The following is a 15285-nucleotide window of genomic DNA, read 5'->3' as shown; positions in this document are numbered from 1 at the left end:
TTTGCACCCTAAATTTTAACCTAGACAGATGACTTCAGAACAACTGAAAGACTTGAAAGCCCGCACATCGGCTTTGAGGAGGTATCTTTGACTACGATCGTAAGATTGCCGAAATAGAAGACCTAGAGGCCGTATCGGCCCAGCCTGACTTTTGGAACAATCCAGAAGAGGCAGAAAAAAGCATGAAGCAGATTCAGGCAAGGAAAGCTTGGACGAGTTCATTCGAAACGCTCAATAAAATAATCGAGGATCTCGACGTATTGTTTGAGTTCTACAGTGTAGATGAAGTTTCTGAAGAAGAAATGAAAGCCGAGTACATCAAAGCCGAGGCTGAGGTACAAGAGCTAGAGCTAAAGAAAATGCTCTCTTCGGAAGAAGATCAACTGAATGCAGTATTAGAAATCAACCCTGGTGCCGGAGGTACAGAAAGTAATGACTGGGCCTCAATCCTTATGAGAATGTATATCATGTGGGGTGAGAAAAACGGCTACAAAGTGAAAGAGGTGGATTTGCAGCCTGGGGAAGTAGCCGGTATCAAATCCTGTACGCTGGAATTTGAAGGGCCGCTCGCTTATGGATTTTTAAAATCCGAAACGGGCGTTCACCGCTTGGTTCGAATCTCTCCATTTGATTCAGGAGGAAGAAGGCACACGTCTTTTGCCTCGGTGTATGCTTACCCAGAAGTAGATGATTCCATAGAAATCGAAATTAATCCTGCAGATGTGGAGTTGCATACTTCTAGATCAGGCGGAGCTGGTGGACAGAACGTGAACAAGGTGGAAACTAAAGTTCAATTGACTCACAAGCCGACCGGGATCGTGGTGGTTTGTCAGATCGAGCGTTCACAACTTGCCAACCGGGAGAAAGCCATGCAGATGTTGAAATCGCGTTTGTTTCAAATGGAGTTGGAGAAGAGAAATGCTGAAATTGCAAAAATCGAATCTTCTAAAATGCGGGTAGATTTTGGTTCGCAGATCCGAAACTATGTACTCCACCCTTACAAGCTGGTAAAAGACAACCGGACTGGACATGAAACTTCAGACACACAGCATGTCTTGGACGGGGGATTAAATGAGTTTATGAAAGCTTTCCTGCTCGCGCAAAGTGAAGAGCAGGCAAGCAAAGACTAATATATGAGGCCAGGGTTGAAATCCTGGCCTTATTTCCTTTAAGGGTTCCGATGAAAACAACCACTTCATTTTTCACTGTAGATTTTTCCCTACTCTGTTTGAGTTCATTTTTGTTTTTCTCTTCTTTCAATATGATTATCCCCGAGCTACCAGCGTACCTAACTTCGCTAGGCGGGGAAGATTATAAAGGATTTATCATCGCTTTATTCACACTCTCAGCTGGACTTTCCAGACCATTCAGCGGCAAACTAGCTGACAAAATCGGAAGAATTCCCGTGATGATGATTGGGGCAAGCGTTTGCTTTGTGGTTGGAATGCTCTACCCCCTTATGAGCTTTGTTGGTGGATTTTTATTTTTACGATTTGCACATGGCTTTTCTACCGGCTTTACTCCTACTGGTGCTTCAGCTTATGTTGCAGATATTGTCCCTTATCAAAAACGGGGCGAAGCGATGGGACTATTTTCGCTTTTTGGATCGATGGGAATGGCAGCCGGACCAGCTATTGGCGGATGGCTAGCCACACTCTTCTCTATAGAAACTGTTTTCTATGTATCAGCCTTTACCGCAATATTTTCTATTCTGATTTTACTGAAACTCAAAGAAACTCTACCAAACAGAGAGCGGATTTCATGGAAAATGTTTCAATTGACAAAAGATGAAATTATAGAAAAAAGAGTGCTTGTACCCTCTGGAATACTTTTTCTATGTGCCTTTTCTTTTGGTGTGGTGTTGACAATTATTCCCGATTTCTCCACCCATCTGGGGATCGAAAATAAAGGGCTTTTCTTTGGAGTCTTCACGCTCTCTTCCTTAGGAATTAGACTGTTGGCGGGTAAAACTTCCGACCGCTACGGAAGAATCCCCGTAATGCAGGCTGCAAGTGTAACCCTTGTTTTTGCAATGATCTTAATTGCTTTTGCAGAAAGTAGATTTGCTTTATTAGGATCTGGTGTACTCTTCGGCTGTGCGGTCGGAATGTATAGTCCTACCACGGCTGCTTGGGTGGTAGATCTATCACTGGATCAGTTTCGAGGACGCGCTTTAGCTACGATGTATATAGCACTGGAAGCTGGAATAGGTATTGGAGCACTGGTTTCAGGTTTTCTTTTTGCGAATAGTCCCGAGAACTTTAGGCTGGTATTTCTTACCAGTGCTGGCTTTGCAGGACTTGCGTTTGTTTTTCTACTTTTCATCAAAAGAGAAAAGCGAAATTTAGAAACCACTTGATCAATATCCCAGATGCTTATTTACTCGTGGAATTGAGTAAATCTCCTTCTGGCGACCATTGTAATAAGTCACTTTTTGACCATCAAATAAAGCTCCCTCTTCCAGCATAATTCTCACATCTTTATTCCATTCGGGCACAAATACCACTGCATTCAACTCTATAGCATAGCCTGTATTTGCGTGAAGGGGAAAGTCACCTGCACCTGGGGTATCTCCTTGGTTATCCCACATCCCTATGGTAGGTCCGGCTGAATGTCCATAAAAGCCAAGTGGATGAGTATATATGCTACCACGGATTCCCTCAGCATCCAATACATTTCGGGAAGCCCGAAGAATTTCATTTCCTGTTTTACCTTCCACGAAATTTGAAGTCAAAATATCCTGAACTCTGTTCCCTTCACCAAAAGCTTTGTTCAAATAGTCAGGAACCTCAATTTCTCCTGCTTTCAGGACATATGCCATTTCCTGTGTATCTGTATTCAATCTAAGATAAGTAATCCCAAAATCCACATGAAGCAAATCACCTGGTAAAATCACCGATTCTGGAGACTTGGTAGCAAAGTTTCTGTTTTGCTCATTATTGGCAGGATCTGCACGTTGAATATCCACAGATGGGTGAAACCAAGTATCCAATTTCAGTTCTTTGATTTTTTCTCTATACCACCAGACTACATCTTCGGTCGTCGTCACACCCGGTGTGATTACTGCTTCAGAAAGCCCTTCACTTACAATCCCATGAGCAATTTCTTGAATATGCTTGTAAGTAGCCATTTCAGGCTCTGTTCTAGTTTCCAACCACCGGACAGCGAGAGTCTGTGCCGAAACAACATTTGACTGAAGATTTTGCGGTAAATATTCTAAAAAAATTTGGTACTCATTTGTTGTCAAACCATCAGCATGTCCATAATCTTTAGCATAATTCAATCCTATTTTTTTTGGGTTCTTTGAAGAGATTAATTCCATCAAAGCCTTCCATTGATCTGGCTGATCCTCTGGATCCCAGGCTTTTTTGAAAGCCTTGCCCACATCGTATCTTGCCACAGCATAGGTTTCCACAGGAGCATTTTCGGAAGACTGATACATCACCAAAATAGTTCTCCTCCTCGCGGCCATCCAAGTAGCTGGAAGCATGGTTCGGATCACTGGATCCTCATTGTATTCTCTGGAAATCACTACCCACATGTCGATTCCTGTCTCGGTCATTAACTGCGGAAGTAGATTTTTTATCCGGTAATCTAGCCAGCTATCTATTACATCAGCTTGTTCGCGCTGAGTCAGCACAGCCACATTTTGAGAATGGCTAACATTGGATGAAAGAATTAAAGAGCATACGAAGAATAGCTTTTTGATCATATTAGGATGGATTAATCCTGAATATATAACAAAAAGAAGAAATTGGAAGAGGGATTAGGATTGAGAATACTTAGGCAGTGACGGTCGGCTTATTTGCAGCAATCATCCGGTTACTCAACTTATGAAAGCGATAGAATAGTACTATCGCCGTTAAACTCAGGCCAATCAATAAACCATACCAAATGCCTTTTTCAGCCATTTCTAGTTCAAAAGCCAAGAAGTAACCTAATGGTAGACCGATAACCCAATAAGCCACCAACGTAATTACAGTAGGAAATTTGACATCCTCAAGACCTCTCAATACTCCCAAACCAGCAACTTGGATACCGTCAGAAAGTTGGAACATTCCGGCAATGATGAGCAAGGAAGCAGATAATGCCACCACCTCATCATTATCAATATATAGCGTAGGAAGGTATGATCTCATAAAAATGAATAGCAGTCCTGTAACTGCCATGAAAACGAGAACCATCCCAAAGACAACCATTCCTGCTTCACGCATTCCTTTGAAATTATTCCGGCCAATCTGATTACTCACACGTATCATCCCCGCAGTACTCAGTCCAGAAACCATCATGTAACTAATCGATGCCAAATTAATAGCAATCTGGTGGGCAGCAAGTGCGTTGACACCTATCCACCCCATCATTATAGCAGCAGCGCTGAATGCGCTAACTTCGAAAATATATTGGAAGCCGGTTGGTACACCGATTTTCAAGATCCTATTCAACAATAAAAATCTCAGCTTACCTATTCCCAGCTGGAGATTAAATACGCTGTATCTTTTTGATCTCATTACGTAGATCCCCATCATAATAGGCATTAATATTCTGGAAATTAACGTAGCCAGTCCGGCTCCGTTGAGCCCCATTTCTGGCGCACCTAGATTCCCATAGATCAGCACCCAGTTAAGGAATACATTGATTAGATTACAAAAAATTGTGACATACATCGCCTGCTTGGTCTGGGATAAACCCTCGGCAAATTGTTTGAATGATTGGAAAATCATAAAAGGCAACAGAGATGCAGTGATTATAAAGAGGTATGGAATCGTAAGGGATACCACTTCTTCCGGCTGATTTAAGAAATGTAAACCTTTTGATAAACCCACAACAACTACGGTAAGAAGCACTGCCGTGGCAATATTAATCCATAGTCCATGCTGAAAAAGATGGCCAATTCTCTTGAATTTCCCTTTGCCTTCGGCTACTGAAACCAGAGGGGTAATTCCAATCGAAATCCCCATTCCAAACATTAGAAGCACGAAAAATATACTATTGCCCAAAGACGCTGCTGCCAAGGGCACTGCACCCAAGTGACCTACCATCATACTATCCGCTACCCCTACAGACACTTGACCTAATTGGCTCAAGACTACCGGAAATGCCAGATTGAAAGTAATGTTAAAATGATCTTTGATCGTCATGTTATAAATTTAGAATCCTGGCAGCCTTAAGAATTCCAGCAATGCTGATTCCATCAGTGATTTCTCCATTCATTACCATTTCCAATGCTTCAGCAAAAGGCAATTTCTTTATTTTAAGAACTTCTGTTTCCTCAAATTCAGTTTCTCCTTGAATTAGGTTTTCTGCTAGATGAACATACCCTACTTCGTCTGTTACTGAATTTGAGGTATGAATCTTCATGATTTCTGTCCACTTCAACGCTGTTAATCCAGTTTCTTCCTTCAATTCACGCTTGGCACTTTCCAACAGATCCACATCTATTGGCCCTCCACCCATTGGAATTTCCCATGAGTATTCGTCCAGTGTATATCGAAACTGACCAATAAGCCAGGTATTGCCATCTTTGTCGATAGGAATGATGCCCATAGCTCTATTTTTAAAATGCACTCTGCCATAAATACCATCGTTGCCAGCAGGGTTTATGATATCATGGTGCTCTACTTTAATCCAGGGATTTTCGTAAATCGGATTAATCTTCTTGGTTTTCCAGGGATTTTGTTCCATTTGTTCAAAAAAAAAGGGTGACTTACGCCACCCTTTATAAATTAGTAAAGGCTGATTAAGCCGGGATAGGCATTACTTTAGAATCCTTGAAAGTAGATAAAATTACCATGGATTGCATGGAATCTACTTCTTTGATTTCAGACACTTTCTCAAGCATCAAATTCTGGTATGAGGTAATATCTTTTGCAATAATCTTTAGGATAAAGTCACCTGTACCTGTGATGTGATGACATTCAATCACTTCAGGAATAATATTGATTTCACGCATAAATGCATCAATATTTCCTTTATTGTGACCTATCAAGCTCACCAATACGAAAGTACTTACACCTAAGCCGATCTTTTCTGGATCAAGCTTAGCATGATAGCTTTTTATGATACCTGATTGCTCCAATTTCTTCACACGCTCTAAGGTAGGAGCAGGAGAAAGCCCAATATCTTTTGACAATTGAGCATTTGTGATTTTGGCATTGGCTTGGAGGATTTCCAGAATCTTCCTATCAATTTTATCGAATTTTATTCTTAAGCTATGATCCATGATCTCTTGCATTTACAAAATTTTATATGGTGCAAAGTTAATATATTTGATGATTGTTTTAAACCGTTCATCAGAATTTTAAAGAGGAAATTCGAAATTTTCTTAAGATTTCAAGGCCATTATGCTAACAATCCTTTCAAAATTGCTTGTGTCCTTTGAAAAATTCAAATTATCTCCTGTTACATTGGAGTAAAACGTCCCTTTTTCTATTAAAGTTTATTCTTTTTGATAAAATCCCTAGCTTCTTGATGAGCAGGGTGTTTTCGCTTGGCGTACTTCTTCACATCCTTAAAGTACTTTTTAGCTAAAGTCTTGTTTTTTTCCTCTGTCGCTATCTTTCCTAATTGTAATAATGAATGCAAATAATAACCACTTTCCTGAGACTCAGACTCCTCACCAAAGGATAACGTTTTAAGGTAATATTTCTTAGCTTCTGCCCGATTTCCCATACGCTCATTGAATTGAGCAATGTAAAATGCTGCATATCGCCCACTGTTAGATTCATAGCCGGGCATCTTTGAATCTATCCGCTCTAGAATTTCCATGGATTGCTGGACAGATTCCGTCCATCGCCCCACAGTGTAGAGATGCCGCGCATAAGACCTGTGGAAATATGGATTATTGGGAAATTTATTATGCAAATAATCTGAAATCTGAAGTGCTTTAAATGGCTCCTTCTCTTCAGAAGCATAAAGCCTAAATAAAAAATACTGCGCTTCTACTCGGGTATAGAATGCATTGGATGCAACCTGCTCCAGTTGCTGTAAGCCAAGGGCTTTGTCCCCTTTTGGAAAAAGCGCCATTACTGGCCTCAAAAGCGGATAATTTTCAGGAATCCATTCAGAGAAATAATTAAAAAGAGCATCTCCCAACAGCAATTCTGGATTAAACTCTTCCTCACCCCTACTCAAATTCATATACTTCAAAGCATTTTTTCCTGCCCAAGCTGCTTTGGTCCAGCTCTTTCTTTCAGAATATAATCGAGACTGAAATCCATATCCCGCTGCTAAAAAGAAAGCCGCCTCCTTATTAGTCTCATCATCGTCAAGCATCACCTCAGCTTTTTCGATAGATCTGTCCAAGTACTTGACAAAAGTTGCATCATATTTTTCATTGGACACATCAACTTCGATCCTCCACCAATAGCCCAAAGCAACCAAAAACTCTGGCAGGGGGTGATCTGGATACTGAATAGCAAGCACAGCAAAGTCCCGCTCAGCAGTCGGGAAATCAAAATTGTACATGCTGTTGATCGACTTGGTAATCCTAAACTGAAGGCCCCTGTCCAGCAATAAATACTTAGAAGGCGCAAAGATCATAGAATCCGATTCTGCCTCCTGCGCCCCAGCAACTCCAAGGCTAGTAAACCAAAAACAAAGAATCATCGCGATTCGTGCTAACATATATTTCTTCCTTTTTAACCCTCAAAATTAGAGGTATTCCCAAACAAAATTTTAGATTTGAGCAAGATTCATCACAATAATGGCTAAAATTTTAACTCCAGAAGGACAACGTCTGAAAGAACTAATTGATTTCGATAAACGAGTTTATTTTTTAGTATTGGTATTTTTGTTTCTGCTGATCAGATATCTAACCAACACGTTAATTCTTGAAGCTATTCCAGATTACAACAATTTGGAAGCCAGAGGTGATTTCATGATTTTCCACATTTTCAATGCCCTTAACTATCTCTGGACACCTTTTGCATTACTTTGGAAATTCACGGTTATTTCCTTTCTCTTCTGGCTGGGTGCATTTCTGATAGGCTACAAAGTACCCTATAAAGAATTATGGCAGTTTGCCCTTATTGCTGAAGTAGTATTTATTTTCCCAGAACTTGTTAGACTTTTAGTTTACATATCACCTTCAACTGGAGTGACTTACATAGAAATAGATGAATACAGAGCGCTTTCATTGCTCTCACTCCTATGTCCAGGAAATGTAGCGCCCCAATATCACTACGCTTTTGCCACTGTCAATATATTTGAGATAATCTACGGAATAGTATGGCTATATGGTTTTCATATGATCAGTCGTAGGCCATTTATGGAATGCGGTCTTGTCGTTTTTGTAAGCTATTATATCCCCTTGGCAATATGGCTCACTTGGTACATTATGGTTTACAGAGGTTAGTCAATTTACAATAAAAAATGGATCAGCAAATACTGACCCCTTTCCCTAATTTGTTACGTATTCAACTATTCAACTGGATTTCCAAATCGACTACTAGCTTTAATAAATGTAGGTTACAGAATATTCTATCAGCATTAAATTCAATAGTATATTCTAAATTGGGTATTACATTGACATCAACTCTGTAGCGATAATATAAACACCCATCACGAGTACAAACCAACCAAACCCTTTTTTGAGTGCTTTTTCATTAATTTTTTTAGATAAGGAACTACCGATGAATATTCCAACTATAGATAACCCAGTAAAAATCAATAGCAATTTCCAGTCGATTATTTGATTGGAAACATCTCCTAAAAATCCGATTAGTGATTTGGCTGCAATAATCAAAAGAGATGTCCCCACGGCCATTTTCATCGGAAGTTTAGCCAGAAGCACAAGTGCTGGGATAATTAAAAATCCTCCTCCTGCACCTACTATGCCAGTAATCAATCCCACTACCACTCCCTCCACTGCAATCAGTGGTATATTAAACTTAACTTCACTTTCGTCGTCAGCATCAGACTTTCCATTACCCTTAATCATGGAATAAGATGCCGCCAGCATAATCAACGCAAAGAATACCATGATGCCAATGCTTTTGGTTATCTCTGCACCTCCTAATTCAAATAATGGATCTGGAAGAGCTGGTACAATAAATTTCCTTGTTAAAAAAACTGCGATAAAAGAAGGTATTGCAAATACCAAAGCGGTCTTGTAATCCAACAGTTGCTTCTTCATATAGGTAAAAGAACCAATTAGCGAGGTGCTTCCTACCACAAAAAGTGAGTAAGCCGTGGCCAATACGGGATCAATACCTAAAATGTAAACGAGTACGGGGACAGTCAAAATAGACCCACCACCTCCAATAAGCCCCAAACTTATGCCTATGATAACTGCCGCTGCATAACCTACCAATACAATAATTTCCATTATAAATTTCTCAAATTTAACATTACAAAAGTACCAGTGATACTTCAGGCAAGAAGTGACAAATGTTACACTGGTTTTGGATAGATTAATGCTCAGGAAATATTTTCAAGAAAATTGAGAACCCTCTAGTTGCAGATTAATTCTGACTACATCTATAGAATAGGTAATATTCCTCTACAATTGACTAAATTAATATAAGTAAACCTGAGACCATGAAAATAATTATCCCAATTGATTTTTCTGACAATTCTACAAACGCATTAGAGTTTGCTTTAGCTCTCGCAGGAAAAAAAGATGGCGAAATAATTCTAGTTCATGTGATAGAGGCCGTTTTTGATTTTGCCTCACAGGCTTCTATTGCTATGGAAAGTATGCATAATGATGCTGAATCCCTGATGCAAAAGACATTGGAAAAATATCAAACCTCCAAACTAAAGTTCACTACAATTATCAAAGAGGGGACTGCTTCTATTTCTGTAGCTAGGATTGCAAGAGATATGAATGCTACCTTGATCGTGATGGGAACTCAAGGTTTAAGTGGTATTAAGGTTGCATTGATTGGTAGCACCACTATCAATCTTATTAGAGAATCGTCTGTCCCCGTTTTGGTTGTTCCCACAGAATCAAATGCTTCTGAAATAAGAAAAGTAGCGCTAGCCTTAGAATTTGCGACTCATGAAGAAAAGTTTATCGACTGGGTTATAGATATGAGCATAAGATGGGGACGAGGAATAGAATTCGTCCACGTGCAGACAGCTGCGGACTTTGAAGAAGAACCTGGAATCAAAAAATTAGAGGATTTCATAGCAACACATCATCCGGGATTACCCGTGAAAATCCACACTTTTTATGCTAAAACACCTGTGGAGGGGTTAGACCAATTTTTAGAAGAAAACGAAAAAGTAATTCTTGTAATGTGTCATGAACATAAAAACCTATGGGAACAGGTTCTCAGCCGCAGTCAAACCATACAAATGGTTTTTCATTCTAAAGTCCCTCTGCTTGTAATGCCTTGATTATTTACTAATCAACTCCTCAAAATCATCACGAATATAGATCACATTTCTCCCCAACTCAATCCATTTCTTTCTCTCCAATTGCTTCAAAAGTCGGGATACCACCTCTCTGGAAGTAGTTAGTTCGTTTGCAATTTCCTGATGTGTGGTATGCAGTTCATTGGTCTTAAGTTGCTTCATTCTAGTCACAATGTACCTCATCAAACGCTCATCCATCCGCTTGAATGCTACTGCGTCCAGTGCAACAAGCAATTCCTGGAAACGGCTTTGATAAGTATTTGATACAAATTCTTTCCATTGCTTAAAATCATTAGAGAATTGGTCAATAGCGGTAATAGGTATGGCGACAATAGTGGCATCTTCCTCCACCACTGCTTTAATCTCACTAGGTTTTGAAGAGGAGCAACATGTCAATGACAAAGCGCAAGTCTCTCCTGCATCCAAAAAATATAGGAACAACTCTCTTCCTTCATCGTCCATACGGGATATTTTGATTGAGCCATCCAGGACTATAGGAACCATTTTAATAAACTGTCCAGGCTCCATAAGCACTTTACCGGCCTCCAAATCTATGATTTGACCCTTAGCCAAAATCTGCTCTAGCAATGCAGGATCTGTAAAATTTGGTAAAGCTTCTTTTAATTCTTCTGTTGTCATATCATATATAAAAGATGGCGAATTTAAGAATCTACGGTTTTTCTCCGAGTGATTTATATCACAATCTCACAAATAAAATAGTCCAAAAAAAAACACCTTCCAATTGACTTGAAAGGTATTTTAAGTAATTAGTTTTTTGTTACTCACATGTTGGACAGCATACAAAGGGAACCTTAGTCAGGGGAGAAGTCCTCAAAATCCTAAAATGTCCTAAACCTCTACTCAATGGCTGAATATCTGACATGAGATTTGTTTCCGCTCTTTTAGCTTTTAATCCTTCAGCCATTCTTTCCGAAACTGTATTTGCTCTGGCATTTCTTAAATCCGACAAATGGTCATGAATGTTAGTAATGTTACCAAAAACCTCTACGACTAATACACTGAGGGGACTATCTTCTGGTAATCCAAAAGACTTTAATTTCTCAGCAATATCTTCCGATGTGACTATTGCTGTTCCTACAGGTTGTTCATCTTTTATACTTGCTATCAGATTTCCTAATTGCAACGCCGCTTTATTCAGCTTTATACTTCCAGTAGTGTAGTCTCCAAGGGTAGGTTTGAAATATACCTGCTGTGTCAAATCATTTATTTTCTTTAAACGCTTAGAATCAGTATTCACTCTCACTCCTATTTTCATTTCAATTTCACCTAATAAAATATTCCGATGATCTCTTCCGTCAGCTTGGAAAACTTGCGCATAAACCATTGTCCAAAGACTGGTTCTAGGAGGTTTTGAAGTTACATTTTTACCTTTATGTACTGCCTTGGCAAAAGGCGCACTTACATACAAATGATTCTCATTTCTATTGAGAGAGCAAAGTAAAGTTGGAGCAGGATGCTGGACCCCTGTTACTCTCAACGGTCTTCCAAATCTACCTTGGGCGGTAGACCAAAGATTATCCTCTCTATCTGGCCAATGGCCATGCCCTACTCTGAATTCATAAGTAAAGAAACCAAACATTTCTGCACTTTCAGCATGCAAACCTGGTGGTATGGGCATCATATAATGCCTGTCACTGTCAGTAGCTTGTATCATAGGCTGCATTGCTCCAATACCAGCTTTATCATCACTTTGGCCAGGAATGATCTGCCTGGTAAATTCCGGGTCTAAACTAATTGGAGTTTCTTCTGGAGGTAATAATTGTTCTCCCTCATTACTAGCAATCAATTGATCAGGAGCATTTCCGAGCACCCTGCAGTAGTACGTATCATCAGGATTCTCTACGGGTTGATCAAATTCTACCCATAGATATCTCTTCCTAGCTTCTGACGAGCTGTAATCATCAGTACGTTCATAAAGAGAAAAGGCAATTCCCACACTAACTAGCTTAGGGATCTGAACAGGCGGAAGGACTGTTGGCAATGTCAGTTGATCAGTCTCTACCGTTTCCGCTTCAGCGTGTCCTTCCTTTGTTTTTGGTTTGATTTTGTACTCAGCCCAGAGTTCATCCGGAAATCTCAAATCTCCATTACCTTGCTTCAATTCATTTTTAGGATCAAGAGCATCTATATACACTATCCTAGTATAATTCCTGTTTACTCTATCGAATCGGTCTGCTTGCAGGGCCTCAAAAGAGACAGTATGCTTTAATTCTATATCACCTAAATAGGTGTTTTTTCTGGTCTCTGAAATACTATCTTTTCTAAACTTAAACTCTCTTTCAATTACAAAAGCAACATCTTCCAACGTATCCCATGCCCAATCTCTATTTATTTTGTAACTCAAGGTAGCAAGCCAATGATTGTAGAGATCTGCCTTAGTGGCAAAAGTTATAGAACTTCCATCAGGAGCTAGCGTATGTCTGATTCTTGAATTACAGCCAAAAGCAACCCGTTCTCCTTTCGGAGCAACCAAGGTTAATCCTTTTGCTTCTAATCCAAGCGCATTCGCGAGTCGCTCTACTACTCCTGATTGTTGTTCTTCAGAATCCCTTCGTAATAAAGATGATAAGATGTTTTCCTTAATTGTGGGTACCCTATCAGGTTTTAAAAACAGTGCCTGAACCGGCTGAATTGCCTCAAAAGGTTGTAACAAATCCAGTTCAGCAGTCGGCTCCTTGTAAAACATAAATTGCTGGACTTTCCCAAACCGGCTATCCTTATCCTCATTGTCATCGATAAAACCAAAATAACTTTCAGGCGCTCCATCTGAACTAGCTTCTGCCCTAAGTGAAATTCGAATATGTCTTCCTGTTGGCAAAGTTAATTGCTCCATCTCATTGATATCATCAATGAGCAGGTCTTCATTCAAAAACGGATTAGCCAGCTCGCCCAGATTCAAAACAGGTACGTCAATAAATTCTATTGGGACATTCAGTGTCCCTGCAAAGTCTGCAGGAAATGCTCTTGTCGTTTCATAAAGTGTAATAAAACTATCACGTCCATTTTGACTCAATTGAGTATCCATCCGAAGCGACTTCACCTCTACCCGTATCTTGACTTGCTGCACATCCGGATCGGGTAATGCAGGTTTAAGACCATCTTCCTGAAATGTCAATTCTTTTAATAATTGGACTGGATCCTGACCTATACTTTGATATTTATTTGTGAAAACAACAGCAGGATACTCCAATAATGGTCTCTGAATCACTAAGCTTGGATTCGGATCAAATTGCGTTTCCTCTTCATTCGTGGCATTAAAATAAGTCCTTAGATTACTCCTGATTTCAATTGGCTTTTCTATTCTAAGCATACCAGGATTCACATAGCGCTTGAATGAAACACTGGTTTCCGGACTCGGTGCAGCATTAAGTGGAGCATCATTTAAGTTAGGGCCCCCGCCTGAAATATCCGTCATCCGAATTCTAAACTCGTATGAATTACCATAACGAAGCTCAGTTGCCAATGGAGAAGGGATTAATGCCCTATTTTGGGAAACTCTTTTATCCTGCAACTCATTTTGCTGCCCCCCATTGTCCTCATGGTTTCTGTAAATCTCAAGAGCATCCTGATCTTCAGTTACCAAACTTTTGCCTATCCAATGAGCAAAATACATGGGCAACCAATAATGATCGCTATTTGGGCCGCTGATCTTATTGGGGTAGACCTGATATGGGAGTTCTGTGCTGCTGGAGTCCAGTTGTCCGGCAAACATATTTTCAGACTCGTTGATTTCAATACTGTTAAGACTTTCCCACTGATTTCCTTCAGCAATTTGCCTAACGTCAATATGATACCCCATTACCCCTAATGGAGCATCTATTCTGCTTAAAGAGCCAGGATCAGAGGGATTTTCAATCATCTGACGTAGGTACCAAACCAGTATTTGCTCATCATCCCAACCTAACCGAATACCTGCGTCAGATTGAGGTGGTAGTTCGTCTTGGCTTTCTTCCAATAAATTGCCACTAACTGGCTGATTCGCATGTACTATTTTGGCAAATCCATCATTGTAGGTTTGCGCTTCCATAAATAGCTCATCCCATGGCCCCAATGGAACTGGCTCACTCCCATCTGAAACTTTCTTATAAAGTACTGGAAATAAAACAGGAGCAAATACAGGTCTTGGTGTCCCCGCAGTCAATGCAGGAATCTTTGCAGCATATCTCTTAATCAGCGGTCCATCCACTTCCTCCAATAAAGCAGTTTGAGCTAATGCATAAGGATCATTGGTAATATCCGTATATAGATAGCCTCCCTCTTCAAACCACCCAGCTTCAACTTCCAATTGAACTTCATAGATCATCCCACAAGCTTTGGCCAATAGCGGTTGTCGTAAGATATTCGCAAAGACTTTACCCCAGCTCAAGCTGGTTCTTGGCTGATAGTTTATAGTAGGTATTTTGTCCCGAACAGCACAGTGATAACTATCATCCGTGACTGCATTCGGATGTCTGGGTTGGGTGAAATTAAATTTCTCCCGGTAAGATCTAGGCAGGTATGTTTTAATGCTTTTCTCCACGGGAACAGGATCTGGCAGCTTGTCAGTATTGTCCGTAATCGGCAGTGGCATAGCATCTGCAACTTTTTGAATTATTGCAGCCTTATCTGCGGCTGGCACCACATTTACCGATCTTACAATTGGGATTCTGCTTGGAGCCGTTGCATTGGCAAGCGGAAAATCATCTGTCCCTCTGACAATAGAAAAGCTAAATTCAGGTTGAAAATTTGCAAATCCTGGGACATTTGCCGGATTAGGCAAACCCGATGCCCAATCCGAAAATGGATTCGCGTTTCGTGGGACAATCACTATGTTAACTGTCAATATATTTCCGTCAAAACGTTGAGGAAAAGTCATTAAGGAAATTAATCTTCTAGGTTCCATAATTTGATTTTTGAGGTAAAAAA

At 40.1% G+C, this 15285-nt stretch carries 12 protein-coding genes; 4 read left to right on the top strand and 8 right to left on the bottom strand.

The window, feature by feature from the left end; translation table 11 throughout:
• Window positions 1-28 precede the first annotated feature (28 nt).
• Both prfB and SYJ56_RS17635 read left to right on the top strand, forming a co-directional pair.
• Window positions 29-1130, top strand: a protein-coding gene (gene prfB / locus SYJ56_RS17640) for a peptide chain release factor 2 (protein WP_323836377.1) whose coding sequence is annotated in 2 segments (ribosomal slippage) — window positions 29-88 and window positions 90-1130 — 1101 coding nt in all. Because the reading frame shifts where the segments join, the coding sequence is not laid out codon by codon here.
• Between the two features lie 50 nt (window positions 1131-1180).
• Window positions 1181-2359, top strand: a complete 1179-nt coding sequence (locus SYJ56_RS17635; RefSeq protein WP_323836375.1) for an MFS transporter — start codon at window positions 1181-1183, stop codon at window positions 2357-2359.
• Here the strand turns inward: SYJ56_RS17635 and SYJ56_RS17630 are convergent, their stop codons facing one another.
• The 5 genes from SYJ56_RS17630 to SYJ56_RS17610 form a co-directional block, all read right to left on the bottom strand.
• The gene (locus SYJ56_RS17630; RefSeq protein WP_323836373.1) at window positions 2360-3712 is read right to left on the bottom strand and encodes a M24 family metallopeptidase; all 1353 of its coding nucleotides are present in this window, start codon (window positions 3710-3712) and stop codon (window positions 2360-2362) included.
• A gap of 70 nt (window positions 3713-3782) precedes the next feature.
• Entirely contained in the window at window positions 3783-5138 is a 1356-nt protein-coding gene (locus tag SYJ56_RS17625; RefSeq protein ID WP_323836371.1) for an MATE family efflux transporter, read from the bottom strand.
• A 1-nt stretch (window position 5139) separates the two neighbouring features.
• Complete coding sequence (locus SYJ56_RS17620; RefSeq protein WP_323836369.1) at window positions 5140-5682, bottom strand: NUDIX hydrolase; 543 nt, start codon at window positions 5680-5682, stop codon at window positions 5140-5142.
• Window positions 5683-5737: 55 nt separating this feature from the next.
• The gene (locus SYJ56_RS17615) at window positions 5738-6220 is read right to left on the bottom strand and encodes an Lrp/AsnC family transcriptional regulator (protein ID WP_057936775.1); all 483 of its coding nucleotides are present in this window, start codon (window positions 6218-6220) and stop codon (window positions 5738-5740) included.
• 209 nt (window positions 6221-6429) lie between these two features.
• Window positions 6430-7623, bottom strand: a complete 1194-nt coding sequence (locus SYJ56_RS17610) for a tetratricopeptide repeat protein (RefSeq protein WP_323836368.1) — start codon at window positions 7621-7623, stop codon at window positions 6430-6432.
• Window positions 7624-7702: 79 nt separating this feature from the next.
• Between SYJ56_RS17610 and SYJ56_RS17605 the strand changes: the two genes are divergently transcribed.
• Window positions 7703-8353: a sulfate ABC transporter permease gene (locus SYJ56_RS17605; RefSeq protein WP_323836366.1), complete on the top strand. Its 651-nt coding sequence runs from the start codon at window positions 7703-7705 to the stop codon at window positions 8351-8353.
• Window positions 8354-8518: 165 nt separating this feature from the next.
• Here the strand turns inward: SYJ56_RS17605 and SYJ56_RS17600 are convergent, their stop codons facing one another.
• A complete protein-coding gene (locus SYJ56_RS17600; RefSeq protein WP_323836364.1) occupies window positions 8519-9325 on the bottom strand; it encodes a sulfite exporter TauE/SafE family protein in 807 nt (268 codons plus the stop codon).
• Between the two features lie 212 nt (window positions 9326-9537).
• On the opposite strand from SYJ56_RS17600, the gene SYJ56_RS17595 reads away from it, so the two are divergent.
• Window positions 9538-10341, top strand: a complete 804-nt coding sequence (locus SYJ56_RS17595) for a universal stress protein (RefSeq protein WP_323836362.1) — start codon at window positions 9538-9540, stop codon at window positions 10339-10341.
• On the opposite strand, the gene SYJ56_RS17590 is transcribed toward SYJ56_RS17595, so the two are convergent.
• Together SYJ56_RS17590 and SYJ56_RS17585 are read right to left on the bottom strand one after the other, a co-directional pair.
• A complete protein-coding gene (locus SYJ56_RS17590) occupies window positions 10342-10998 on the bottom strand; it encodes a Crp/Fnr family transcriptional regulator (protein WP_323836360.1) in 657 nt (218 codons plus the stop codon).
• A 139-nt stretch (window positions 10999-11137) separates the two neighbouring features.
• On the bottom strand, window positions 11138-15262 hold the full coding sequence (locus SYJ56_RS17585; RefSeq protein WP_323836359.1) for a hypothetical protein: 4125 nt from the start codon (window positions 15260-15262) through the stop codon (window positions 11138-11140).
• Window positions 15263-15285 lie beyond the last annotated feature (23 nt).

The sequence above is a fragment of the Algoriphagus aurantiacus genome (assembly GCF_035156405.1).
Taxonomy (GTDB): Bacteria; Bacteroidota; Bacteroidia; order Cytophagales; family Cyclobacteriaceae; genus Algoriphagus; species Algoriphagus aurantiacus.
The sequence above is the reverse complement of the archived record's forward strand: the minus strand, read 5'-3'. Positions and strand labels throughout refer to the sequence as shown.